This window comes from Hwanghaeella grinnelliae (assembly GCF_004005845.1).
Taxonomy (GTDB): Bacteria; Pseudomonadota; Alphaproteobacteria; order UBA8366; family Aestuariispiraceae; genus Hwanghaeella; species Hwanghaeella grinnelliae.
The window spans coordinates 448,066-471,262 of sequence record NZ_SADE01000003.1 but is presented as its reverse complement, the minus strand read 5'-3'; the positions used below and the strand labels follow the sequence as shown (position 1 = coordinate 471,262).

Annotated in this window: 24 protein-coding genes and 1 riboswitch; of the genes, 10 read left to right on the top strand and 14 right to left on the bottom strand. The window is 59.7% G+C overall.

Annotated features, from left to right (window positions below; translation table 11 throughout):
• Nucleotides 1–2 precede the first annotated feature (2 nt).
• Genes EOI86_RS19165 through EOI86_RS19150 form a run of 4 tightly spaced genes read left to right on the top strand, consistent with a single transcriptional unit; the run spans nucleotide 3 to nucleotide 3,713 of the window.
• Nucleotides 3–650, top strand: coding sequence for a TetR/AcrR family transcriptional regulator (locus EOI86_RS19165; protein ID WP_127767271.1), 648 nt, complete (start codon nucleotides 3–5; stop codon nucleotides 648–650).
• Nucleotides 647–1,606, top strand: a complete 960-nt coding sequence (locus tag EOI86_RS19160) for an HlyD family secretion protein (RefSeq protein WP_127767269.1) — start codon at nucleotides 647–649, stop codon at nucleotides 1,604–1,606. The genes EOI86_RS19165 and EOI86_RS19160 overlap by 4 nt, the downstream gene beginning before the upstream one ends.
• Nucleotides 1,603–2,580 (top strand): ABC transporter ATP-binding protein, encoded by a 978-nt coding sequence (locus EOI86_RS19155; protein ID WP_127767267.1) that lies wholly within the window; start codon nucleotides 1,603–1,605, stop codon nucleotides 2,578–2,580. The genes EOI86_RS19160 and EOI86_RS19155 overlap by 4 nt, the downstream gene beginning before the upstream one ends.
• Nucleotides 2,577–3,713: an ABC transporter permease gene (locus tag EOI86_RS19150; protein WP_127767265.1), complete on the top strand. Its 1,137-nt coding sequence runs from the start codon at nucleotides 2,577–2,579 to the stop codon at nucleotides 3,711–3,713. Before EOI86_RS19155 ends, EOI86_RS19150 begins: the two co-directional genes overlap by 4 nt.
• On the opposite strand, the gene bluB is transcribed toward EOI86_RS19150, so the two are convergent.
• Both bluB and EOI86_RS19140 read right to left on the bottom strand, forming a co-directional pair.
• Complete coding sequence (gene bluB, locus EOI86_RS19145; protein WP_127767263.1) at nucleotides 3,688–4,431, bottom strand: 5,6-dimethylbenzimidazole synthase; 744 nt, start codon at nucleotides 4,429–4,431, stop codon at nucleotides 3,688–3,690. The genes EOI86_RS19150 and bluB overlap by 26 nt on opposite strands.
• A 45-nt stretch (nucleotides 4,432–4,476) precedes the next feature.
• Nucleotides 4,477–4,693: riboswitch (cobalamin riboswitch) on the bottom strand.
• Between the two features lie 30 nt (nucleotides 4,694–4,723).
• Nucleotides 4,724–5,494, bottom strand: coding sequence for a pyrroline-5-carboxylate reductase family protein (locus EOI86_RS19140; RefSeq protein WP_127767261.1), 771 nt, complete (start codon nucleotides 5,492–5,494; stop codon nucleotides 4,724–4,726).
• Nucleotides 5,495–5,604: 110 nt separating this feature from the next.
• Here EOI86_RS19140 and EOI86_RS19135 point away from each other — a divergent pair, with 110 nt between their 5' ends.
• Nucleotides 5,605–7,365, top strand: coding sequence for a cobalamin B12-binding domain-containing protein (locus tag EOI86_RS19135; RefSeq protein WP_127767259.1), 1,761 nt, complete (start codon nucleotides 5,605–5,607; stop codon nucleotides 7,363–7,365).
• A 29-nt stretch (nucleotides 7,366–7,394) separates the two neighbouring features.
• Here EOI86_RS19135 and EOI86_RS19130 read toward each other — a convergent pair whose 3' ends face one another.
• The 3 genes from EOI86_RS19130 to EOI86_RS19120 all read right to left on the bottom strand — a co-directional run bounded on the left by EOI86_RS19130 (nucleotide 7,395) and on the right by EOI86_RS19120 (nucleotide 10,073).
• Complete coding sequence (locus EOI86_RS19130) at nucleotides 7,395–8,264, bottom strand: NAD(P)-dependent oxidoreductase (RefSeq protein WP_127767258.1); 870 nt, start codon at nucleotides 8,262–8,264, stop codon at nucleotides 7,395–7,397.
• Nucleotides 8,265–8,361: 97 nt separating this feature from the next.
• Nucleotides 8,362–9,135 carry an MBL fold metallo-hydrolase gene (locus EOI86_RS19125; protein ID WP_127767256.1) on the bottom strand — a complete coding sequence of 258 codons (774 nt, stop codon included), beginning with the start codon at nucleotides 9,133–9,135 and terminating at the stop codon, nucleotides 8,362–8,364.
• A 29-nt stretch (nucleotides 9,136–9,164) separates the two neighbouring features.
• Nucleotides 9,165–10,073: a branched-chain amino acid aminotransferase gene (locus EOI86_RS19120; RefSeq protein WP_127767254.1), complete on the bottom strand. Its 909-nt coding sequence runs from the start codon at nucleotides 10,071–10,073 to the stop codon at nucleotides 9,165–9,167.
• A gap of 234 nt (nucleotides 10,074–10,307) precedes the next feature.
• Here EOI86_RS19120 and EOI86_RS19115 point away from each other — a divergent pair, with 234 nt between their 5' ends.
• The 3 genes from EOI86_RS19115 to EOI86_RS19105 are packed head-to-tail and all read left to right on the top strand — an operon-like array spanning nucleotide 10,308 to nucleotide 12,933.
• Nucleotides 10,308–10,853: a MarR family winged helix-turn-helix transcriptional regulator gene (locus tag EOI86_RS19115; protein WP_127767252.1), complete on the top strand. Its 546-nt coding sequence runs from the start codon at nucleotides 10,308–10,310 to the stop codon at nucleotides 10,851–10,853.
• A 55-nt stretch (nucleotides 10,854–10,908) separates the two neighbouring features.
• The gene (locus EOI86_RS19110) at nucleotides 10,909–11,604 is read left to right on the top strand and encodes a response regulator (protein ID WP_127767250.1); all 696 of its coding nucleotides are present in this window, start codon (nucleotides 10,909–10,911) and stop codon (nucleotides 11,602–11,604) included.
• A 6-nt stretch (nucleotides 11,605–11,610) separates the two neighbouring features.
• A complete protein-coding gene (locus tag EOI86_RS19105) occupies nucleotides 11,611–12,933 on the top strand; it encodes an ATP-binding protein (RefSeq protein ID WP_127767248.1) in 1,323 nt (440 codons plus the stop codon).
• Here EOI86_RS19105 and EOI86_RS19100 read toward each other — a convergent pair.
• The 3 genes from EOI86_RS19100 to EOI86_RS19090 form a co-directional block, all read right to left on the bottom strand.
• A complete protein-coding gene (locus EOI86_RS19100; RefSeq protein ID WP_127767246.1) occupies nucleotides 12,930–13,265 on the bottom strand; it encodes a tRNA-binding protein in 336 nt (111 codons plus the stop codon). The genes EOI86_RS19105 and EOI86_RS19100 overlap by 4 nt on opposite strands.
• A 201-nt stretch (nucleotides 13,266–13,466) precedes the next feature.
• Nucleotides 13,467–13,973, bottom strand: a complete 507-nt coding sequence (locus EOI86_RS19095; RefSeq protein WP_127767244.1) for a phasin family protein — start codon at nucleotides 13,971–13,973, stop codon at nucleotides 13,467–13,469.
• Between the two features lie 214 nt (nucleotides 13,974–14,187).
• Nucleotides 14,188–14,802, bottom strand: a complete 615-nt coding sequence (locus EOI86_RS19090; RefSeq protein WP_161973901.1) for a TetR family transcriptional regulator — start codon at nucleotides 14,800–14,802, stop codon at nucleotides 14,188–14,190.
• Between the two features lie 100 nt (nucleotides 14,803–14,902).
• Between EOI86_RS19090 and EOI86_RS19085 the strand changes: the two genes are divergently transcribed.
• A complete protein-coding gene (locus EOI86_RS19085; RefSeq protein ID WP_127767240.1) occupies nucleotides 14,903–15,763 on the top strand; it encodes a hypothetical protein in 861 nt (286 codons plus the stop codon).
• 3 nt (nucleotides 15,764–15,766) lie between these two features.
• Here the strand turns inward: EOI86_RS19085 and EOI86_RS19080 are convergent, their stop codons facing one another.
• The 6 genes from EOI86_RS19080 to EOI86_RS19055 all read right to left on the bottom strand — a co-directional run bounded on the left by EOI86_RS19080 (nucleotide 15,767) and on the right by EOI86_RS19055 (nucleotide 20,939).
• On the bottom strand, nucleotides 15,767–16,327 hold the full coding sequence (locus EOI86_RS19080) for an MltR family transcriptional regulator (protein WP_127767238.1): 561 nt from the start codon (nucleotides 16,325–16,327) through the stop codon (nucleotides 15,767–15,769).
• Between the two features lie 58 nt (nucleotides 16,328–16,385).
• Nucleotides 16,386–17,207: a pyrroline-5-carboxylate reductase gene (gene proC / locus EOI86_RS19075; protein WP_127767236.1), complete on the bottom strand. Its 822-nt coding sequence runs from the start codon at nucleotides 17,205–17,207 to the stop codon at nucleotides 16,386–16,388.
• Nucleotides 17,208–17,299: 92 nt separating this feature from the next.
• Entirely contained in the window at nucleotides 17,300–17,803 is a 504-nt protein-coding gene (locus EOI86_RS19070) for a type III secretion system chaperone family protein (protein ID WP_127767234.1), read from the bottom strand.
• Between the two features lie 323 nt (nucleotides 17,804–18,126).
• Nucleotides 18,127–18,459 (bottom strand): accessory factor UbiK family protein, encoded by a 333-nt coding sequence (locus EOI86_RS19065; protein ID WP_127767232.1) that lies wholly within the window; start codon nucleotides 18,457–18,459, stop codon nucleotides 18,127–18,129.
• A 192-nt stretch (nucleotides 18,460–18,651) separates the two neighbouring features.
• Nucleotides 18,652–20,193 (bottom strand): trimethylamine methyltransferase family protein, encoded by a 1,542-nt coding sequence (locus EOI86_RS19060; protein WP_127767230.1) that lies wholly within the window; start codon nucleotides 20,191–20,193, stop codon nucleotides 18,652–18,654.
• 113 nt (nucleotides 20,194–20,306) lie between these two features.
• On the bottom strand, nucleotides 20,307–20,939 hold the full coding sequence (locus EOI86_RS19055) for a TetR/AcrR family transcriptional regulator (RefSeq protein ID WP_127767228.1): 633 nt from the start codon (nucleotides 20,937–20,939) through the stop codon (nucleotides 20,307–20,309).
• A 110-nt stretch (nucleotides 20,940–21,049) separates the two neighbouring features.
• Here EOI86_RS19055 and EOI86_RS19050 point away from each other — a divergent pair, with 110 nt between their 5' ends.
• Nucleotides 21,050–23,167: an oxidoreductase gene (locus EOI86_RS19050; RefSeq protein ID WP_127767226.1), complete on the top strand. Its 2,118-nt coding sequence runs from the start codon at nucleotides 21,050–21,052 to the stop codon at nucleotides 23,165–23,167.
• Nucleotides 23,168–23,197 lie beyond the last annotated feature (30 nt).

The window sequence follows — 23,197 nt, the reverse complement described above, 5'->3', positions numbered from 1 at the left end:
ATATGAGCACGAACGTCAAATCTGGCCCGAAGTTTCGACGTCGGGCCGCCGACCGCCCCGACGAGGTTCTGGATGCCGCTGTCGGGTTGTTTATGGAACGCGGTTTCGCCGCCACGCGGGTGGACGATATCGCCGCCGCGGCGGGTATCTCCAAAGGGGCGGTTTATCAATATTTCCCGACAAAGCAGACCATCTTCGAAGCGTTGGTTCGCCGCGCGGTCGGCCCGCTGGTGGATGAGGCGGCGACCGCCGCGGCATCACGATCGGGTGACCCCGCCAAGGTGATCGCTGGCCTTGTCCAGGCCATTGCGGCACGGTTGAAGGACCCGACACGGGCAGCGATCCCCCTGCTTGTTATCGCGGAGGCTGCGTCCTTCCCGGAACTGGCCGAATTCTACCGCAAGGAAGTCATCGCGCGGGCGGTCGGCTCCTTTTCCGCTTTGTTCGAGGAAGGGGTCGCCTGCGGACAATTGCGACCGGTCCACAATGCGGTCGCCATGCGCTGCGTCATGGGGCCGATCATTGCCAATATCATTATGGGACGGATCTTCGGCATCGGGCTGCCGCCGGGCGTCAGCGAGGCGGATTTCGTGGCCCAGCATATCGATATAGTGATGAATGGGTTGAGGGCGCGAAAGGACGCGGCATGAGCGACATTATCGCCGCATTCGCAGGTTTCTTCGCGATGGTCGCTGCATTCTTTAATCCCCCGATGGACCCGGTCCTGCATGGTTATATCGAGGCGAACGTCATCTATGTCGCACCGGTGGTGACCCAGCGAATTGTTTCCATATCCGTAGGAGAAGGGGACATGGTCGAGGAAGGCGATATTCTGTTCAACCTGGATCAGGCGGATGCCTTGTCGGCCTTGACCGCCGCGCAGGCGGAAGAACGGGCGGTGGCGGCCCAACTCGCAAATCTGCAAACCGGCAGCAGGCCGGAAGAACTGCGGGTGATCGAAGCGAATGTGGCTGAGGCGCGGATAACCCGCGACAAGGCGAAGCGCGACTATGATCGAACCGCACGGCTGACGATTTCAGGGGTCGCATCCGAAACCGCGTTGGAAAACGACAAGACGGCGTATGAGACGGCGGAGGCGCATGTCTCGCAGCTCGAAGCGGAACTTGCCGTGGCGCGCCTGCCCGCTCGGGCGCAGCAAGTCGTTGCCGCCAACGCGGATTTGGCCGCAGCGAAGGCCGCCGTGGAACGGGCGGTGATCACCTTGGAAAAGTACAGCGTCGATGCGCCGGTGGCAGGCCGGGTCGAACGCCGGTATCTCGACCCTGGGGAGGTGAGCGGTCCGTCGAAGCCGGTTCTGTCGATACAGCCGCCGAAATCGTTGGAAATACGCTTCTTCGTGCCGGAAGAACGGCGCGGAGAATTCAATGTGGGGCGTATCGTGCGGGTCGACTGCGACGGCTGTGGCGCGCCGTTTGAGGCGAAGATCGTCAGCGTCGCCTCGGAATCGGAATTTACCCCGCCGGTGATCTACAGCCGGGAAGAACGCCATAGGTTGGTCTATATGACCAAGGCAATTCCCTTGGAGCGGGAGATGAAAAATCTTCTGCCCGGTCAGCCGATTACGGTGGAAGCCGAACCGCAATGACATCGGCCGGCCCTGAAGGGGCAGGCGCCCCACCTGTTATCGACGTAAGGAACCTGACAAAGCGTTTCGGCGACAAACTTGTTGTCGACGGGTTCGACATGTCTGTGCCGCGCGGCGCGATATACGGCTTCCTGGGGCCGAACGGCAGCGGAAAGACAACGACGATCCGGATGATGTGCGGATTGCTGACACCGGATGGTGGAACCGGCAAATGCCTGGGATACGACATTGTCCGCCAGGCGAGTGAGATCAAGGCGCGTGTCGGCTATATGACGCAGCGTTTCTCTCTGTATGAAGATCTTTCCATTCGCGAGAACCTGGATTTCATGGCGCGGATGTACCGCATGCCGAAGCGCCGCCAACGCGTCACCCTAGCGTTGGAGGATCTAGGCCTCGCCGACCGGGCGAAGCAATTGGCGGGGACTTTGTCCGGTGGTTGGAAACAACGCCTGGCGCTTGCCGCTTGCATGATTCACGACCCCGAACTGCTGTTGTTGGATGAACCGACGGCGGGTGTCGACCCGAAGGCGCGGCGGGATTTTTGGCGCGAGATCCGATCGCTGGCGGATAACGGCGTCACTGTGTTGGTCTCGACCCATTACATGGACGAGGCTGTGCAGTGCGATCACATCGCCTACATCGCCTACGGTCGAAAGCTGATCGACGGGGCGTCGCGTGAAATCCCGTCCATCGTCGGGCTTTCTACTTTCGAAATATCGGGTCCCGATCTGCGCGCGCTGGAAGAAGCCTTGGAAGATGCGCCGGGTGTCGAACAGGTTGCTCGCTTTGGGTCGGTTCTGCATGCATCCGGGACCGACAAGGCACAATTGGCGGCCGCCGTGAAGGCGTTGGACGGGCAGGACGGTGTACACGTTTCGGAACGGTCAACGGGTTTGGAAGAAGCGTTCATCCATTTGATGACCGGCGCGTCGGACAATTATGCCGCGGACCCGTCTCGAAAAGTCCCATCATGAACGGTTTTCTTTCCATCAACCGTTTCGTGGCCGTGCTGGTGAAGGAATTCCTCCAGATGCGGCGGGACCGGATGACCTTCGCAATGATGATCGCCTTGCCTATCGTTCAACTTCTGTTGTTCGGTTACGCGATCAATTCCGACCCGCGCCATATGCCGACACTGATCGAAATGAACGATACCGGGCCGGTGTCGCGGGCCATGGTTTCGGCCCTGTCCAATTCGACTTATTTCGACATCCAAAGACCGATTGCGGGTGCGTCGGCGGCCGAAAAAGCGTTTCGCCATGGTGATGCTACATTTGTGGTAACCATCCCGCCGAATTTCGAACGCGACGTGATACGCGGCGACAGGCCGAAGATCTTGATAGAGGCCGATGCATCGGATCCAACTGCGACCGGCGGTGCGGTGGCGGCGCTTTCCGGGATCGTTTCGTCTGCGATCGGTCAAGCCTTACCGGGGGCTGTTGCGGATTTGGCGGCGGGGCCGGATCCATTCGGCGTGATTGTTCATCGTCATTACAACCCGGCTGGTATAACCACCTACAATATCGTGCCCGGTTTGCTCGCCATCATTCTGTCGATGACCATGATCATGGTGACCGCCATCGCCATCGTGCGGGAACGGGAACGCGGAACCCTTGAAACGCTGATCGCGACGCCGGTGCGTCCGGCGGAGGTCATGGCGGGCAAGATCCTTCCCTATGTGCTGGTCGGCTTCGTTCAAACAGCTGTTTTTTTCATCGTCGCACGCCTGCTGTTCAATGTTCCTTTCGACGGCGGGTTGGGAGGTTTCATCATCGGTCTGAACCTGTTCATCGTGGTCAATCTGGCGCTCGGCTTTCTGTTTTCGACCGTGGCGCGGAACCAGATGCAGGCGATGCAGATGTCCTTCTTCTTCATCATGCCGTCTATCCTGCTTTCCGGATTTCTATTCCCCTTCGCCGGCATGCCGGGTTGGGCGCAGACGCTTGGTACAGCGATCCCGGCGACCCATTTCATCCGCATCATCCGAAAAGTCATGCTGAAGGGCGCGACACTTCCGGATCTGTGGCCGGACATGGTCGCACTCACCGCCATCATGGCGGTGGTGACCGCCGTCGCCTTGTTCAGGTATCGCCAGACCTTGGACTAGCCGGTGCTTCACCCCAGCGATCCTCGAAGATCAAGCTCTGCAGGTCCAATCGCTTACGCCAGCCGCGCGCTTCCAATTCGGGGGACTCGTACAATTCCTTTACATGGCCCACGCATAGATAGGCGACAGGAACGACATGATCGGGCAAGGCGAGCAGGTCGCGGATGTCGGCCTCGTTGAAGATGCTGACCCAACCGGCACCGATCCCTTCCGCACGCGCGGCCAGCATCAGGTTCTGAACCGCGCAGACGGTGCTGTAGAGGTCCGTGTCCCGGTTATGCGTCCGTCCCAACACCACCTTGCCGCCTCGGCTGCGGTCGCAGGTGATGCACAGGTTGACGGGCGCGTCGGTGATCCCCTCCAGCTTCAACCGGGAATAAAGCGTGGCGCGGTCATCATCGAACAGGGCGACGGCTTCCTCGTTGGCGCGTTCGAAGGCGGATTTGGCCCGCGCCTTCACGTCTCCGTCGCGGATGACAATGAAATTCCAAGGCTGCATGAAGCCGACTGAAGGCGCGTGATGCGCCGCCAGCAAAATTCTATGCAGGACTGCTTCATCGATTGGGTCGGGCAAGAACTGGCCGCGCACATCGCGCCGGGTAAAGATCGCGCGATAGACGGCATGCCGCTCATCTTCGGAAAACGGGCCGGCTGATACCAAATTGGAATCGAGCACATAGGGATGGGTTTGATCGGTGGACACGGATTTCGGCTGCATCTTTTTTCCCCTTCGATGCAAAGCTTCCGCATCGCCGTCCGCGCGATGAAGATGATGACGTCCGGCCGGTCTTCTGACTTCGGGTTCAACGGCTGACGGCGCCTTCCCAGCCCTTGGACCTTGTCTGGGTCCTTGGCCAGTGGCCTTGCCGCGCCTCCCCCCTAACAGCGTTGGGCACGTCGCGGAATTGCACCGCGTTCCCGATTCTCCCGCCCCGGCATTCCGTACTGCCGGCTTGGGCACCAGACAGATCAAGCTAACGATTTACAGGGCGCCGCCGCAAGCGTTTCGGTCAGTCTTTCGTCAACCGGTCCAGCACAGCGTCGCAAGCGCCGGCCCAGGCTTGGTCAACCATTTGGGCTTCCAGATGTTTCAACCCCAGTTCCGTGATCCCGCCGGGGGTGGCCAGATGCGCCAGCAAGTCTTCCATGGGTTCCTCGCTGGCCGCGACGGTTTGGCCGGCGGCGATGAAGATGCCTGCTGAAAGTTGCCGTGCCGCCTCGCGGGACAGCCCCTGTTCGGCGGACCAGTCGGCGGAAATTTGTATCAGCTTCTGAACCCATCCGTAGACCGCAGCGCTGACCGTTGCCGTTTCGAAATCAGCTTCCCCTGAAAGTGGGATGACCGAGCCCAGCCTGGCGATGAGGTCCGTGATATCGGGGGAGGCCGGATAACAGACGGTCGGGCTGGCGCAGATCTCAGCGGCAGTCACGGGCATGATCCGCACGATCCGGGGTCTGGCGGCCTGTTCCGCGAGCGCTGCGATGGGAACGCCCGCGCAGGCGGAGATCAGCACCTGGTCGTCTCGCCAGGGAAGCCCTGCAACCGCCTTGGCTGCATCGGCGGGACGGACGGCGAGGATGACGATTTCGCAAGCCTCCACCAAGGCTTCGTTCGACTCTGCCAACACCAAGCCTTGCTCGGCGGCAATGGCTGGGGCCTGTCCCCGCGGCGACAGCATCAACCGGTCGGCGGGCAGGCCTGATTTCAGGAATCCGGCGATCAGGCAGCGGGCCAAATGGCCGACCCCGAGGAAGCCGATGCGTTGGGTGGTGTCATTCATCGCTGATACCGAATTTTCGTTAGTTTGGGGTGCGGGACACTAGAGCGCGGGCGCATTTTTGTCGAACGCTTGTCGGTTGCTTTTGGCGCGGTCGGCTGAATACTGATGCGATGACTTTTCCAACCCGCAAGGATCTAATCCCCGAAACATTGTCGCCGGGCGCCGAGTTGCTGGCGCGCGGGAAAGCGCTTGCGGGCAATACGTCCTTCAAGCCCAGCCGCTTTCTGCGAGAAGCCGAGGTTCCGTCTGAGGTCGTCTATAAAACGGCAACCACCGGCCGGATCATGCAGCACGCCCATATCGGATTCAGAAGCCTGGACCGGACGTTGGAAGCGATGGCGCAGGTTCATGGACGGTGCCGGGATTTGGGTGTGACCGTGGACCGTTTCGGCATCACGCTGGATTGGTCGATGGGTTACCCGCAAGCCATGCGCGCCGACGCGCCGCGCGGCACGGGTATCGTTCTGACCGATCCGGGCGATTTCAGGCGCATCACCGAAGCGGTCCCAGCCGCGACCCATTTCGGCGATTTCATGCTGGGCTTGCCTGGGGCCCTGGAAAATACGCGGGCGGCGCTGGAAGCGGGCGCGACCGCGCTCGGCAATCTTGGTCAGTACTTCACCTTCCGCCTGCCCGGTTGGGACGACGACGTGGCGACGACCGAAGCGACCGTCACGGCGCTGGGCCTGATCGCCGCCCAAAAAGAGGAATTTGATGCGGACATCCTGGTTCACTCCAACTTGGATGACGGCTTCGCAGGTTTGTTCCTGGATATGTGCTGCAGCCTGGGCATGGTTCTGGTGGAAAAGCACATCGTGGAAGACCTGATCGGGGCGCGTCTGTCCCATTGCTATGGGCATCATTTCTCGGACCCGCTGTCGCGAATGGCCTTTCACGCGGCGCTCGTCCAGGTGACGGATACGCCGGGCACGATGATTTTCGGCAATACGGTCTCCTACCAATCGACGGAGGCTGGGAACTACGCTAGCCTCGCCAACTACCTCCTCGCTGATATCGCGGCCCAAAGACGTTGGCCGTCCGGGCATGCGATCAATCCCGTACCGGTGACCGAGAACCAGCGCATTCCCGATGTTCAGGAAATCATCGACGCGCAAACTTTCGCTCACCGCCTCGCCGACCATGCACCTGCCTATGAGGCGCTGATCGATTGGTCGCAGATTGAGGTAATGGCCGATCGCATGGTCGCGGGTGGGCGTGTCTTCGCGGCGAATGTTCTTGCTGGGTTGGGCGAAATCGGGATCGATATCCAGGATCCGGCCGAAATGCTTTTGGCGATCCGGCGCATGGGCCCGAAACGGTTGGAAGCCGCGTTTGGTCCTGGTCCAACAACCGACGACCGCAGGGCGCCGATGATCCTGGCCGAATGGGCGCGGGAACTGGATGAAAAAGCCGCCGAGTGGGTCGCCATACATGCCGATGACGCAAAGCGCATCTCACCGCGCGGCCTGACAGCATGCGTCGGGACAAGCGACGTTCACGAACACGGAAAATATCTGGTCGAGCAATCCCTGGCGGGCCTGGGTGTGCAGATCGTCGACGGCGGCGTATCGGTCGATCCGGACATCCTTGTCGACCGGGCGGTCACGGGCGGCGCGGACCTGATCGCAGTGTCGACCTATAACGGCGTCGCGCGCAGCTATACGGAAAAGGTTCTGGCATCCGTCGCGGCGCGTGGCCTTCGATTGCCGGTCATTGTTGGAGGGCGTTTGAACGAGGTTCCCAAAGAAACCAATTCCGACCTGCCGGTGGACGTGACGCGGGAGTTGAGGGAATTGGGCGCAATCCCCTGCAACGGGTTGGACGACGTCGTCGCGGTCTTATCCGGTCTTTCGGAAAAGACCGAAGGCTAGGATGAAACTGGGCCAAACAGCCTGGGACATCACTTCCGAAAATGCGCGACGAGGTCGGACATGAAGTCCTGACCGTGGCCTTGGTCCGCGATGGACTTTAAGGCGGTGAGGACGCCGTCGGCGACGGTCGCTTGGGCACCGGCGGTTTCGGACATGGAGAGGTAGTAGCTGATATCCTTCACACCGTTGCCGACGAAGAAGGGGACGGAGTCCCTTGCCTCTTCCAGGATGGCGGGGCCCAGGCGGTCGAGCGCGGCACCGCCGCCGCCGCCGGTCTCAAGCACATGGATGAAAGTCTTGGGATCGACGCCGGCATCGTTCGACTGTGCCGCCGCTTCCGCCAGCAGGGTCATGAAGCCGATTGAGACATAGTTGTGAAGCAGCTTCATCCGATGGCCCGTTCCCACCGGTCCGACATGGGTCACATTCTCGGCAAAGCAATCGAGGATGGGCGAGACTTCCGCCAACACGGCGGGGTCGCCGCCGACCAGCAGGTTCAGCGTACCCGCATGGGCGTGCTGCGGCAGGCGCGTCATCGGTGCGTCAAGGAAACGCGCACCGGCCCCCGTCACAATTTCCGCCATCCGCACCGTCGACTCGGGAAGAGCGGTTGAGCAATCCACCACAATCGCATTCGGACGCAAGCCCGGTAAAATATTGTCCTCTCCGGTCAGGATTGCCTCAACCTGAGGGGAGCCGGTGACGCAGAGGATGAGAATATCCGCCGACGAGGCCACATCAGCCGGTTTGTCTTTCGCCGTCGCGCCCAGGGAGAGTAATTCGTCAACCGGTTGATTACCCGGATGGTTGAGGAAGGTCAGCTTGTGCTCGCCCTTCAACATGACGTTTCGGGCGATCCCGTGCCCCATCAGGCCGACGCCGATAATCCCGACTTCCATGGAAAATCCTCCCCCATTTCAGGTATATGCTGTTTTGCCTGACGATAGATTGGAAAAACGATCTTTGGAAGACAAGGCAATGCCGCTGTGGGCGGGATCAGTTGTCCCGCAGGTCCAAATACGCGTCGATCAATTCCAGCAGGCGTTCGCGCCCGAAGCTGGGGTCATGCCCCGCATGGACGACGCGGACGGGCAGGTCGCGCAGGCGTTTCATGCTGGCGATGTAATCGGTGATGTTCGAGTCCGAGAATCCGTCCAGAAGCGGGCCGTCATAAATGCAGTCGCCGGAAAAGAAGATGCCGGTGGCTTCTTCCCATAACCCTATCGATCCCGGCGAATGGCCGGGAATGTGGATCACTTGAAATTGGCGATCACCCAGATCGACGATATCGCCGTCCTCGACCACGCGGGTCGCCTTGCTGCCCTGCAGGGCATAGGCGCCGGGGTCGTAGCCTTCATGCGGCAGGGCGTCGATATAGCATTGGCCCATGTCGCAATGATAGCCGGACTCCGCAAGCTGACGGACAAGGTCTTCGTTTTCGAGATAAAGGCTTTTTTCCCAATAGGGCTCGGCCAGATCTTTTTCTTCCAGCCGGTGGACCAGGCATTCGTCGAATTCGTGATGTGAGCCGACATGGTCGATATGGGCGTGGGTCGCCGCCGCCATGACAGGCTTGTCCAGCAGATGACGGGTGGCGTCGCGGAGCGATACGACGCCCATCCCCGTATCCACGATCATGTCCCGGTCACGGCCGCGAACATGCCAGATATTGCACCGCATAAGCGGTATGACATACGGTTCCCAAATATGGGTGATGCCATCGTCCATGCGTTTGAAATCGAACCAGCGGTCGGCGACTTCAAACGGCATGGCGATAACCCCTGCCCGAAGGCGATTGTTTAAGCGGCGCTTGTGCTGACGAGGGCTGCGCGATCGTCGGTCCGGCGGACTTCGTGGTCATAGGCGCCCATCAATGTCTGGCTCAACTGGCCGGGCGTGAACTTGTAGGGCCCGATTTCCGAAATCGGCGTAACCTCGACGGCTGTGCCGGTCAGGAAGGCTTCCGTCGCGTTCGACAGTTCTTCCGGCTGGATATGCCGCTCGACGACGTCGATCCCCTCGCGTTTCGCAAGGTCGATGACCGTGCGGCGGGTGATGCCGTCCAGGAAGCAATCGGGCGTCGGTGTGTGCAGTTTGCCGTCCATCAGGAAGAAGATGTTGGCGCCTGTGGCTTCCGCAACCAGGCCGCGGTAATCCATCATAAGGGCGTCGTTATAACCGGCTGCTTCCGCTTTGTGCTTTGAAAGCGTGCAGATCATGTACAGACCCGCTGCCTTGCTGGCGGTCGGCGCGGTGGTCGGGGCCGGGCGCTGCCAATCGGAAATCTGCATCCGCAAGCCCTTCATGCGTGCTTCGGGTGAGAAATAGGACGGCCATTCCCAAGCCGCGATGGCGACATTGATGCGCGTGCTCTGCGCCGACACGCCCATCATTTCCGACCCGCGCCAAGCGATCGGGCGGACATAGCCGTCGACGATATTGTTCGCCTTTACGACCGCGTTGCAGGCGGCGTCGATTTCTTCAACGGTGTAGGGAATCTGGAAATCCAGCAATTCGCCGGACCGGGCCAGGCGTTGCGAATGTTCGGTCAGCTTGAAAATGTTGCCGCCATAAACGCGCTCGCCCTCGAACACGGCGGACGCGTAATGCATCGCGTGGGACAGAATATGAACGTTGCTCTCGCGCCACGGCTTCATTTCACCGTTGAACCAGATGTATCCATCGCGATCGTCGAATGTCGCCGACATGTTGTGCTCCAAAATCTTTTTGTCCCGCCGGTGATTGTCTACGCCGGTTGGGGACCCGTTTCCCGCCCGTTCGGGATACCGAAACGTGGTATCCACGGATAGTTTTCAAACGAAAGGACCTAACCCAAGAACCTGATTCTGTGATAAGAACCTTTCTTCGATGTGCTTCAGAAAGTCACAAAGTAACAATCGAAGTGGTTGCGCGGTGTATCAGCGTCATGCATATAAGTCAACATGGCTGACATAAATTCTCCCAACCGGTCTTCACTCCCTTCATCGGGGCCGTCCTCCGCCAAGCCCGGCGCGAACCCCCTTTTCCTGCGGGAAGAGGAATTGCGTCAGGGCATCGAAATGCTCTTTTTCGGATATCGGGACTTTATCTCCGAGCCGGATCGCATCTTGGCCGATCGCGGATTGGGGCGGGCCCATCACAGGGTGATCTATTTCGTCGGGCGCTATCCCGGAGCGACCGTGTCGTCCTTGCTGTCGATCCTTCAGATTACCAAGCAGAGTCTGAGCCGCGTGTTGAGCCAGTTGGTCGAAGAGGGCTACATTGTGCAGCGGCAAGGAGCGTCGGATCGGCGCCAGCGGTTGTTGACCTTGACCGAAAAGGGCCGCGCGCTTGAAGAACAATTAACGGAAACCCAGCGCCAAAGACTGGCGCGGGCCTATCGCCAGGCCGGTGCGGAGGCGGTGGAAGGGTTCCGAAAAGTCATGCTCGGCATTATGTCCGATGATGAAGACAGGTCCCGGTTCGGCGCGACAAAGCGGCGTCCCTGAGGGTGGCCTGAGGTTGGAGCGCCGGCATGCCGGCGCATAAGGCAGTTGGTGCGGCATGAACAACATGGTGGACGCGGCGCATATCCTGGTTGTCGACGACGACACAAGGTTGCGCGACCTGCTGCAGCGGTTCCTGACCGAAGAGGGGTTTCGCGTCACCTCTGCCGCGGATACGGATGAAGCACGTTCAAAGCTGGCATCGTTCCAGTTCGACTTGCTGATCGTCGACGTGATGTTGCCGGGGGAAAGCGGCCTGGAATTTACCCGCTATGTCCGAACCGCGGACCAGATACCGATCCTGATGCTCACTGCGATGGGCGAGACGGAGGCCCGCATCGACGGCTTGGAAGCCGGCGCCGACGACTATTTGTCGAAACCCTTCGAACCGCGCGAATTGGTGCTGCGTATCCAGTCTATCCTGCGGCGGACACCCACGGCGCAGGTGCCGGCTGGCCCCATGATGGTCACCATGGGCGAGGTTCTGTTCGATGTCGGGCGCCAAATCCTGACCCGATCGGACAAGCCGATGCGCCTCACCTCTACCGAAGCGCAATTGCTGACCGCCCTTGCGCGTGAGCCGGGGCGGATCATGAGCCGGGAGGAATTGTGCTCCCTGTGCGATATCAACGGTGGCGACCGGACCATCGACGTTCAGGTGACGCGTCTGCGGCGCAAAATAGAACCAGACACCCGCATCCCCAGATATCTGCACACGGTGCGGGGCCGCGGTTATGTTCTTCGGCCGGATTGACGGGGCGTGGCGTTGGGACGGTTCCATCTGAAAAATTTCCTGCCGCGAACGCTGTACGGCCGCGCGCTGCTGATCATCATCTCACCCTTGATTCTGCTTCAGATCGTTTCCACCTGGATTTTCTATGATCGCCACTGGGATTCCATCACTTGGCGGCTGGTCAGCGGGATTTCCGGTGATATCGCCATGGTGCTCGACCGCATGTATGACGCGCCGGAGAAGACGGAGGATCTTTTTGAAAGCGCGCAGGCGAATATGGGGCTGGAACTGATCCTGCGTCCGGGAGAGATCCTGCCAAACGAACCGGCCGACGATGCCAACGGTCTTATTCACAGCTTGTTGGCCAAGGCGCTGGGCGAGCGGGTGAAGCGTCCGTTTCGTATCGATAGCAGGTCTTTCCGACAGGAAGTGGTTGTCGACGTGCAGTTGGCCGAAGGCGTGTTGCGGGTCATCGTTCCGGGCAACCGCGTTTTCAGTTCGACGACCTACATCTTCATCATGTGGATGGTGGGAACCTCGCTCGTCCTGTTTGCGGTTGCGTCGGTTTTCATGCGTAACCAGGTACGGCCGATCCGGCGTCTTGCGACGGCGGTGGACAGTTTCGGCAAGGGGCGGGAAGCGGATGCGGATGTGAAGCCCGAAGGCGCGTTGGAAGTTCGTCAGGCCACCCAGGCTTTTAATTTGATGAGTGAACGTATCCGCCGGCAGGTCCGGCAGCGAACCGACATGTTGTCCGGGGTTAGTCACGATTTGCGCACCCCGTTGACCCGCATGAAGCTTCAGCTGGCCATGCTGGGGAAAGATCCTGAGATCGCCGAATTGAAGGAAAACGTCTCCGAGATGGAGAAGATGATCGAAGGGTATCTGACCTTCGCGCGGGGCGAGGGGGGCGAGCAGTCCTTGGAAACGGATCTGACCGAATTGGTTTCAGACATCGGGGATCAGTGGAAGCGGGACGGGGCGTCGATCGATACGCATGTGGAGGGGCATATCGTCACCTGGGTGAAACCGGATGCCTTTAAACGCTGCATCGATAACCTTATCGCCAATGCGAACCGGTATGCGGACAATATCTGGGTTCGGGCCGGCCGGCGCGGCGATGCAATCGAGGTGACGATCGACGATGACGGTCCGGGCATATCCGAAGATCAACGCGAAGACGCGTTTCGTCCTTTCGTCCGGTTGGACCGATCGCGCAATCCGCTAACCGGCGGCACGGGGCTGGGATTATCGATCGCACGCGATATCGCCCGCGTCCATGGCGGCGAACTCTTCCTGGAAGACTCGCCGCATGGCGGTTTGCGCGCCAGAATTCGTTTGCCGCTTTAGTGTAGCCGCTGGCCGTTGGGGACTTTTTGGTCCGGCGCGATCAGGACGACCTCGCCCGCCTCGTCCGCGAAACCCAGAACCAGACATTCCGACATGAACTTGCCGATTTGCTTGGCGGGGAAATTGACGACGGCGGCCACTTGGCGGCCCGTCAGGGTTTCCGGCGTGTAGTGAGCCGTGACCTGGGCAGAGGTTTTGCGTTCCCCGACCTCCGGTCCGAAATCGATCCACATTTTGATCGCGGGCTTGCGCGCTTCTGGATAGGGCTCCGCCTTGATAACGGTGCCGACCCGGATATCGACCTTCAAAAAGTCGTCGAAGGAAATGGTCATCGATGCGTCCCTAACTATGTCGTCCTGTGTGTCCGGTTGGGTAGCAGGCGGAACTTGCTGTGAAAAGACCGGGATACAAAATCCAGGTGCGCGTCGCGGAAGGTTTTGAGGGCGCAAAACAAAACCGCCCTGGTCGGTTAACCGGGGCGGTTTCGGAAAGCTTAGCCTAATACTGCGGCACGAGGCCTTTCGGAATGAAGTTTACTTCTTCTTCGCTTTGGCGATGGTCGACTTCACTTCCTCAAGGCTTTCGGTCAGGCGATGGTTCAGAATTTCGAACGCTTCGCCTTGGGACTTTGCGAGCATCTCGCTCAATTCCTTCATGTTGCCGACGGCTTCTTCGATGGAGGTCTTGACCGCATCGAGGTTGCGGGCGGCCTGATCTTCCGGAGCGGACCCGACATTTGAACCGGCTTCCTGAGCCAGCGCATTTGTCTCGTCGACGATTTCCTTCAGGATTTCACCCTGGCGCTTGATGATCGCCTGGACACCTTCGACGGCGGTTTTGTTGGCGGCCGCGATGGCTTCCATGTTCTTACGCTGGGCGGCAACCATTTCCTGCACATCAAAGCCGGGCGTCTTCATATTCGTGAAGACATCCGCAAGGTCCTTGTTCAGGAACGGATTTTTCGTCGGGTCCAGGAACGGGTTGTTCTTCGGGTCGAAGAACGGGTTGCTGCTGAAATCAAAAAAAGAGGTTTGGGTCATCGTCATTCTCCGGGCGTGTGAGATGTCGTTTTCTATTTTGCCTAATCGGCGATGCTAATTTTGCATCGCACAATACGGCTCATATAGGTAGATACCGCGTCACGTCAAGAAAAATTGTGCACTGCAATAAAGCGCATTTCCGCGCGTCGGTCATCGAATTTGGGCGTGTTTGGATTTAAGCCCTTGTTACTTTGGGGTTATTCCCAACTTGAACTTAGCCCGCAACGGTTGTTTCTGATCGTTGAAAAATTTCCGCGACCGATTCTGCACGGGCAAGGGCCTTGTCCAACGCGGCCATCGTCTTTGACATGTCGGGGCTATCATCCGACATCCATGCCCGCACCGCGAATAACCATACCACAATTAAGCCTTTTGTGGAGAAATGTCTGCAAATGCCGTTTCCGCCGGTGTCTGCGGCGGCCAGTATCCAAGTCATGGCTTGTTTCATGCCACGGGCCCAAACCAAGGCAGCGAGCGGGTCGCGGGGAAGATCCCTGCCCAACCTGCCGAGCGCTTCCTTGTAGGGAAGCAGCGCGTCAAAGCGGCGCATCAAGATATCGAACAGGCGGTCACGGGGACTTTCTTCCTCATCCGGTGGACCAGTATCGGCAAGAACCTGTTCATCGATGCGGCGTTGAAAGGCGATCAGCAAATCCGTCTTAGTCCAATACTGCCGGCTGAACTCGTCGAGCGGAATGCCTGCCGCTTCGGCGACATCCGGCAGGCTGGTGCCGCGCCAGCCACGTTCGGCCACCAACGCCATGAAGGCTGTGACCGCATCGGGCTTCTTTTTCTTTGCTCTGGGCGACTTCTTCGTTGCTTTGACCATACCTCTAATGTGGCACGGAAAGGCCGCATGACAAGGGATAGGCACACTTCTTGCGACTCGATTTCGCAATATCATTGTGTTCGTGATGCGGGGGGCATCCATGACGATAATTGATGGGCGGAATGGCGCAGCCGGTGCAGCGACCTTATTCCTGGCGGGATCGCGCCGGTCAAATACGCCGGTTGCCGAATTGCCGGAACAGCAATACCGCCGGATTGTTCAGGCGCAGGAACAGAGTATCCGGACCCTTTACGGGGAAGGTGGCGATCTTTCCGGCGACCAGACCGCCCAGGCGCAGGCGGCGTTGGAACGACTGCAAGCGTTGAGGCTGGCCCGGACGGCGTTTCTTGCCCAGCAGGTCGCCCAAGAAAACGCACAAGAAAATATTCCGGGTGAGGCGCAGGCAAAACTTGCCGGTGATACCACGGAAACGGCGTCGGCCGAGGCTGATCCCGGCCAAGCCGCGATAGACGCTTTCCGTAAAATCATGGATATGACGCCGGAAGAGCGCCTCTTTGAACTCCTGCTGAAAAAACGGGGTCTGACGCAAGAAGAGTTGGATGCGCTTCCGCCGGAGGAGCGCGAGAAGATCATCGCGGAAATCAAGGAAGAGATCCGCGAGAAGATAGAGAAGAAGGCGGCATCGTCGGGTACTACGACCGACGCGCAGGGCGGCGCTGTCGCGGATGGCACGCAGACCGTCAGCCAGCAGGGGCCGTCACCGTCGGTCGGGGCCACGGGCTCCGCCGCGACAATTCCGCAGCAGGACGTCATGAAAATCGCGGAAGAACGAAGCCCCACCGGCAAGGTCGGTTTCGAAGACCTGTTGCTATTGATGGCGCGCGGCCGCGATGATTTGAGCCGTTTGACCGGGGAAGGAAACCCCGATCCGAAAGCCGGAACACCGGACAGTGTTTCCGATGATGAACCCGGTGCCCCGGAAGAAAAAGCAGCCGGATAGGGGCTACGGCGCCGGCGACCAAGCACCATCCGCAAAGGTTCCGGCCGACTTCTCGTGATTGATACGCCATAGGGCGATCAGGAACAGTTTTGTCGTTTGAATGAACCGTGCGCGCGGCGTGGCATCCGCGGGTAAACGGGCGGGGCTTCTGTATTCTATCGGCAGGGTAGGATCGGGAATTTCCGGGTAGGTCGGCGCGTCGACGATGGTGAACGTGTCGCACAAGGCATGGATCGTGTGCGAATTGAAGTGCAGGGGCTCAACCTGATGCGCGAACCGGTTTCGGATATCGGCGACGCATGTCAGGTCGTCGCGCAACGAACCGTCGATCAATCCCATCAAGTAAGCGAGGTGGACCTTCGCCTCGAATGGTCCCAGCGGGCCGGAATGCTTGAACAGCATGCTGGTCTCGCGCTCGTCGTCGACCATCCGTGCGGCGATTGCCTTGACCAAATCTCTTTCGATGACGGATGTGGCGACAATGGCCGAGGCACGGTCGGACTTGGTTTGCTCTATCTCGGCAAGCGCCTTCCTGTGGGCGTCGCAGGTCAATAGCCAGGTCATGGTGTCGCTTCCAGTCGGTCCACCCAGCCGGTCCCGCCCATCCGATCCGTCCAGTCGGTCAGCCGGCCAGTTCGCGTCCTCGGTTCGCGGCGGCCGCAACCGCCTTGGTCATCAAGGGCTGCAACCCATCATCGGCCATCAGAACGTCGAGGGCCGCTTGGGTCGTACCGTTCGGGCTGGTGACATTGCGGCGCAGTTGGTCCGGTGTGTCGTCGCTCTGCCGGGCCAGGTGGCCTGCCCCGGCGACGGTCTGCAATGCCAGGCGTGCCGCAAGGTCTTCCGGCAGGCCTGCGTCCACACCGGCTTTCGCCATGCACTCGATCATGAAAAACACATAGGCGGGACCGCTGCCGGAAACGCCGGTGACGGCGTCCATCAACGCTTCGTCTTCGATCCTGGCCGTTTCACCGACCGCTTGAAGCAAGATATCGGCATCCGCGACCTGCTGGGCGGTTGCCTTTGCGTTGGGGCAGATTACCGTAATGCCTTGCCCGACGGCAGCGGGCGTATTGGGCATGGCGCGAACGATTGCGGCCTGCGGTCCCAGTTCCGCTTCGAAAAATGAAATGGTCGTGCCGGCGGCGACGGACACGAACAGGCAATCCGGGGTCGCGAACTTCGCATAGGCGCCGACGACCGCGGACATCGCTTGCGGCTTGACTGCTAGGATTATGACTTGCGGCGAAAGATCGGCGGGCAATTCTTCAACAGAGGAGACGACGGTGACGTCGCGCCGGTTCGCGAAAGCATCGGCGCCGAACGGTTCCACGACGTAGGCTCCGGCGGCTGCAATCCCACTGGCGAGCCAGCCTTCGAGCATCGCACCGCCCATTTTCCCACAGCCGACAAGCAGCAGCGGGCGCTTCAGTTTTTCTGCCATATACCCCTCCCTACACAACAATACTTACCCAGCGGTCGGACTCTAGGTCCAGCCGGCTGACGCGCAAGCATATAACGGTTTGGAATAAAAGTTTATGCCTCGCCCTGGCAGTCCAACAGGGCGGCGCTGACGGCTTCTTCCGGCGAATGTCCGCCCCAAATCATGAACTGAAATGCGGGGAAGAACCGCTCGCATTCGGCCAGGGCGATGTCCATCATATCTTCCAGCGTTTCCACGGAAACATGGCTCAATCCCCGGGTCGGGATCGTGTGGCGATATGTCGGTGAGCCGTCTTCGCTGCACAGATCGAAATGACCCATCCACATGCGCTGATTGATCATGGCCAGCAAATCGTTGATCCGGCCACGGTTTTCCTGCGGGATCTTCATGTCGAACGAGCAGGTGAAATAAAGGGCGTGCATATCTTCGCGCCAAACGAAGAACAGCCGGTAGTCGCACCAGCCGCCGGTCGTTTCGACAAGGATTTCGTCCTCGCCGGGACGTTCGAAGGGCCACTCATTCTCAGTGAACATCGCTTCCAGGATGTCCAAGGGATTGGGGAAACCGACTTCGCCAAAAACAAGCGCTGTATCCATATTTGGACGTCCCCCTCGACGCAAAAAAAGCCGCAGCATAGCTGCCCAACATGTTGGTGGAAGCGCCAGATCTTGTGATCGCTTGCTGGCCCCGACACCACGGTTAGAGTGCCATGTGCGATTCCAGCGCCGCAAGGGCGCTGAATTCGTCTTCGCTAAGCCTGTGTAATAAAAGCCTTTTCGATTCCTAGAGACTCAAAGCTGGGAATCGAGCTTGGCGCTATTTTAACAAAGTGATTTGCGGCCCCTTTTTGGGGACGGAAAAAACGCTGTGGAGTCAGAGGGTTCCGGCAGATCTTATCCACAGGCTGGACCCGTTTTGTCTAACCGTCCTGCTGGCTTTCCTTGGCGGACTTGGACGCCGATTTGCGGGCCGTCGCCTTTTTGGCAGGCTTGCGGGGCGTGGTTTCGCCGGCGAGCGCTGCCTCCAAGGCAGTAACGCGCTTTTCCAGCTTTTCCTGTTCCGCCCGCGCCGTTGCGGCGACTTCTTTCACCGCTTCGAATTCGTCCCGCGGAACAAGGTCCATATCGGCCAGAATGCGTTCCATTCGGTGTTTGACCAAGGCTTCCACCTCGTCCCGGACGCCCGAAAGCGCACCGGCCGCCCCGCTGGCGACGCGCGCGATATCGTCGAAAAGTCTACCGGTGGTCTGCATGGGTCCCTCCTGGAACATGGGCAATGGAACCTGAACGGTTCTTCCATCCTGTACGATGGTTCCCCCAAGATGGTTTCCCAGGCGGTCCGTATCAAGCGGGCGCACTATGCCGGGACCGACGGGCGCGGTCCAGGGGACAGAGGGACGCGGGCAACCTTGTTTTTGACAATGCGGAAGTAAGCCGAGATTAGGTCAGGCCGTGCGACCGGGGATTTCGATCTTCCGCCTGTCCCGATAGGCCCGCAATGCTTCATCCAGGCCGGGATCGATAGGGGGTTGTTCGTATTCGGCGAGCAACTGCTTCCAAATCGTATTTGCCCTTTGCTCCGCCGTTGTCGAGCCGGCCTGCTGCCAAGCATCGAAATTGTCCCAGTTCGACACCAGCGGCGAATAGAAGGCGGACTCGTAGCGGGCCAAAGTATGCGCCGTGCCGAAATAGTGGCCCGCCGGACCGACATCGCGCACCGCGTCCATCGCCAGGGCTTCCCGGTCAACTTCCATTGGTTTGTTATAGGCCGCCATCATTTGCAGCATCTCGGCGTCCAGGATCAGTTTCTCGAAGGATGCTGTCAGACCGCCACCGAGCCATCCGGCTGCATGCATGATCAGATTGGCGCCGCCGCTCATCGCGCCCCAAAGCGACATCATGCTTTCATAGGCAGCCTGCGCATCGCTCGTGTTCGCGGTGGTCACGTTACTGGACCGGAACGGCAGATTCAGGTGGCGCGCCAATTGGCCGGAGGCCTGCGCGGCCTGAACATATTCCGGAGTCCCGAAAGCCGGTGAGCCTGTCTTCATATCCACGTTCGACGTGAACCCACCATAGACGACCGGCGCGCCGGGCCGGACGATCTGCGTCAAGGCGATGCTGGCCATGGCTTCGGCATGTTGTTGGGCGAGCGCCCCGGCCAGGGTGACGGGCGCCATCGCGCCCGACAGGGTGAAGGGCGTGATGACAGCCGCTTGGCCGTACTCGGCCAAAGTGATCAATCCCTCCGCCATCGGAATATCCAATTGCAGGGGGGAATTGGTGTTGATCACGCCGGTGAAGATCGGTTTTTCCCGAAGGCCCTCAAGGTCCGTCTCCAGCATGATGGCGGCCATTTCCAGGCAATCCATGGTCTGCCGTGCCCCGATGTTCCAGGGCATCCAGTTTTTGTCCAACAAGGTGGCTTGTGCATAGAGCAGGTCCAAATGACGCGTTTCCGCGGGTAGGTCCAATGCCTCGAACCCGCCGCCGCCCTCTTGATGCAGGATGTTCAGGCTTTGCACCAATCGGATGAAGTTGCACATCTCGTCATAGGTGCCGCGGCGTCGGCCATTTTCCAGATCCATGCAATAGACCGGGCCGCCGGTGGCCGAAAAGACAGCATTGTTGCCGCCGATTTCGAGGTTCCGTTCCGGGTTGCGGGCGTGAAGGGGGAAGGATGACGGGGCGGTTGCGATTGCCTGTTCGATCCCTTGGCGGTCGAAACGCACCATTTCAGTGGAGTCGTTCACCGTGAATCCGGCGGCCTTGAATCGGGTTCGCGCATCGGTGCTCAGCACTTTCATACCGATTTCTTCAAGGATATGCAGCGCGGTGTCGTGGATCGCCTCAACCGCATCCGCGCTGAGGAAGGCTGTCGGCGGTGTGGCGTAGGTTACCGGCGACCATGCGCTTTGTGTGATCGACCCGGCGACGCGGACCGGTCGGTCGCTTCTATTCCGCCTGTTCGACTGTCTCTTTCTCACCGTCGTATCCTCATAGCACTTCCTTACTGAACAACTGTACAATAAGTGCTCGAATTCAGCAATTGGATAAGGGCGGTGGGGGCCCGCGGAAAAGTTCAGCTAGTGGGCTTGGCTTAACAGGTATCGGCGGGCGCAACTGCGTTCAGAAACGTCCAAGCATTTTTCAGCCCCTTTTCACGGGGCATGGCGAGTGGGTTCACGGCGTTTTCGTACCAAATACCGGATAGCATAACGCAGAACGCCTCGTTCAATGCATCGATGTTTTCCGTGATGCCGCGCGAGGTCAAATAGGCCTCCAGAAAAGGACGTGTGCGTGCGCGTTCTTTTTCGGAGAACGCGAGCATTTCGGTTTTTAGATCCACTTCGCCGCGGGAGAGTGCCCAGAAAGAGATATAGGCGCCCGCAATGTCGTCAGATGTCCATTTGTCCGAGAAGTAGAGGTCGAGATAATCCTGCAAATTCTGTTTGGGGTCCGGCCCCAGCCGGCCAGCCAAGTCGCTATAGTCCTTCTCGGTCATATCCGCGAGCCAACGATAGGTCTCCAACAACAGCTCCGCCCAGCTGTTGAAGAAATAGGTCAGCAGACTGGGCGCGATGCCCATGTCACGGGCGACCTGGCGCAAACTGCATTTTTGTGGGCCGTGATCCGCCAGGGCTTTTATCGTTCCCTGGATGATCTCGTGACGGCGCCGCTCCGGCGAAAGGCGGCGCCCGGCCTGCGTTTCGGTGGCCACTTTCTGGGTCATTTTCTTTACCTGTTTTCAGTTGGCGGGCCGAATATGCCCGTGATACTGTACATTTGTTCAATAAACCTGAGTTGCCAAAAATCCCGTTCCTGATCCGGAGTGTGATCCTCATGACAATCGACCATTGCGATGCCCGGTTCAAAACCCTTTTCGAACCGGTTGCGATCGGTCCGGTGACGGCGCCAAACCGGTTCTATCAGGTTCCCCACGCAAGCGGCGCGACAAATGCCAGCCCCAGGGTGCGGGCGGGCCTTCGGGCCGTCAAGGCAGAGGGCGGCTGGGGGGTGATCTGCACGGGCGCGTGTTCAATCCATCCGTCATGTGACGACGCACCGTTGCCATTCGCGACAATGTGGGACGACGACGACATCCGTGCCCATGCCTTGATGACGGACGCCGTGCATGAACATGGCGCACTCGCCGGGGTCGAACTTTTCCATGGCGGGGGTGGGGTCCTGAACCGTCAAACACGCCTGCCGGCGCTGACGCCGTCCGGCAAGGGGTGGTCTTCCAACCATTCCGTTTTCATGTCTCCCGGCCGGCCCCGGGCGATGGATGCGGCCGACCTCAAGGATCTCGTCCACTGGCAGGCCGCGGCCGCGAAGCGCGCGAAGCAAGCCGGTTTCGACATTATCTATGTCTATGCCGGCATGGGGTATCTGCCGCACGAATTCATGCTGCCGGACTATAACGAGCGCACGGACGGCTATGGCGGGTCGATGGAAAACCGTGTCCGTATCATCCGCGAAATGTTGGAAGCCACGCGGGACGCGGTCGGCGACGGCATTGCCGTGGCTTTGCGCATCAGCCTTGAGGAATTGCTGACACGGCCCGGCACGGTGATGGAAACCGAGGCCCATGAAGCAGTCAGCCTGTTGAGCCCCTATACGGATCTGTTCGATGTAAAGATGGACTCCAGTCCGACCGATTGCGGACCGTCCCGCTTCGTGCCGGAAGCATCCCACGAGCGGATGGCCGGTTTTGTGAAAAGCTGTACGGACAAGCCGGTCGTTGGTGTGGGTCGTTTCACATCGCCGGACACCATGGTCTCCCAGGTTCGCCGCGGTGTGTTGGACTTCATCGGTGCGGCGCGCCCGTCCATTGCTGACCCCTTTCTGCCGAACAAGATTCGGGAGGGACGCGAGGACGAGATCCGGGAGTGCATCGGCTGCAATATGTGCATCGCCAGTTGGCATGAAGGCGTCCTTGTACGTTGCACGCAAAATCCCAGCTTCGGCGAAGAGTGGCGCCGAGGTTGGCATCCGGAAAAAGTGAAGCCGGCCGGGTCCACGGACCGGGTTCTGATCGTCGGCGGCGGGCCGGCGGGGTTGGAATGCGCATTGACGCTCGGCCGGCGGGGCTATGATGTCGCGATCGCCGATGCCGGGTCGGAAATGGGCGGGCGGGTCCTGTTCGAATCTGGGCTGCCGGGCTTATCCGCCTGGCGCCGGGTGATCGACTATCGTTTGGGCCAGCTTAAGGTCATGCCGAATGTGGAACTCTATTCCGAAAGCGCGTTGGATGCGGAACAAATCCTCGAATTCGGCTTTGAACGTGTGGTGCTGGCGACCGGCGCGACTTGGACGCCGGCCCTGTTCACAAAAATGGAAATTGCGGGTGAGGAACTGGACCACCCTAACGTCTATACCCCCAGCGACTTGGCAGCCGGCGCTAAACCCGAGGGCCCGGTGATCGTGCTGGACTGCGACTTCCATGTCATGGGCGGTGTTTTGGCGGAAAAGATCGCGTTGAGCGGCCAGGCTGTAACCTATGTCAGCCCGGCGGGCGGGGCTTCCGCCTGGACGATCAATGCCAACGAACAAATTTTTGTCCACCAGCGCCTGCATGACTTGGGTGTCCCGATCCGCACGCTGGAACGGGTCAATGGTTTCGACGGGGCGACAGCGACGGTTGCCGATATGTTGACCGATCGTGAAACGCAACTGCCGTGCAAGTCCCTGGTGATCGTGGGGCTGCGACGACAGAACAGCGACCTTCATGACGCCTTGATGGAACGCACGGCGGACTGGGGGGATGCCGGGATCCGGACGGTGGAGCGTACCGGCGATGCCCTATCGCCCGGCGCGATCGCGCATGCGGTTTTTTACGGTCGTGCAACAGCGGAAGCGATGGACGGCCCCAAATTTCTGACCTTCAAACGTGACGGCGCCTTTCATACGCCGCCGGAACGCAATGGGAATGCAATGATTGCCGCCATGGTGGATTGAGTGCCCCGGCCAGTTGATGGCCAAAGAAAA